Annotated in this window: 1 protein-coding gene; it reads left to right on the top strand. The window is 65.6% G+C overall.

Annotated features, from left to right (window positions below):
- Positions 1-945 (top strand): carbamate kinase (arcC, locus tag DWY03_RS09955; RefSeq protein ID WP_070097146.1); only part of this gene is annotated, 945 nt, incomplete at its 5' end.
- Positions 946-1,046: the final 101 nt, after the last annotated feature.

The raw sequence follows: 1,046 nt of genomic DNA, 5'->3' as shown, positions 1-1,046 counted from the left end.
AAGCCCGATCGTATTGTCGTCGCCCTCGGCGGCAACGCCCTCGGCAACAACCCCGTCGAGCAGATCGAGGCCGTGAGCAACACCGCCCACGCTCTCCTTGGTCTTATCGAGCAGGGCAACGAGATCATCATCACCCACGGCAACGGCCCGCAGGTCGGCATGATCCAGAACGCCTTCGCTGCTGCCCACGATGCCATCGGCACCCCCGAGATGCCGCTGCCCGAGTGCGGCGCCATGTCCCAGGGCTACATCGGCTACCACCTGCAGCAGGGCATCGGCCGCGAGATGCACAAGCGCTATAAGCGTTGGCACGCCGCCACCGTCGTCACCCAGATCGAGTGCGATCCCGACGATCCCGCGTTCAAGAACCCGACCAAGCCGATCGGCCCCTTCTACACCGAGGAGCAGGCCAAGGAGTTCATGGCCGAGGATCCCTCCAAGGTCTTCGTCGAGGATTCCGGCCGCGGCTGGCGTCGCGTCGTCGCCTCCCCCGATCCCAAGAAGATCGTCGAGGCTGACTCCATCCTCAACCTGCTCGACAACGAGTTCATCGTCATCGCCTGCGGTGGCGGCGGCATCCCCGTCGTCCGCGACTACGAGAACAAGGGCTGCTACAAGGGCGTTCCCGCCGTCATCGACAAGGACCTGGGCGGCGAGCTGCTGGCCGAGGACTGCGACGCCGACGTTCTGTTCCTGCTGACCGCCGTCGAGCATGTCGCCATCAACTTCGGCAAGCCCAACCAGGAGGAGCTCGAGGACCTCACCGCCGACGAGGCCGAGCGTCTGGCCGACGAGGGTCAGTTCGGCAAGGGCTCCATGGAGCCCAAGGTCCGCGCCGCCATCAAGTTCGCCCGTTCCCGCAAGGGCCGCACCTGCATCATCGGCGCCCTGGACAAGGCCGCCGAGACCATGGCCGGCCTCTCCGGTACCCGCATCCACGAGTAGTCTCTACTCTGTTGCCTCTCTCGTGGGCGCCAGGCAAAGCGCCCACAAACTAGCCTCTCTTCATGAGCCCCGCAGTCCGCTCCGACTGCGGGGCTTTTGCT

This window comes from Collinsella sp. AF23-2 (assembly GCF_003459245.1).
Lineage (GTDB): Bacteria > Actinomycetota > Coriobacteriia > Coriobacteriales > Coriobacteriaceae > Collinsella.
The sequence above is the reverse complement of the archived record's forward strand: the minus strand, read 5'-3'. Positions and strand labels throughout refer to the sequence as shown.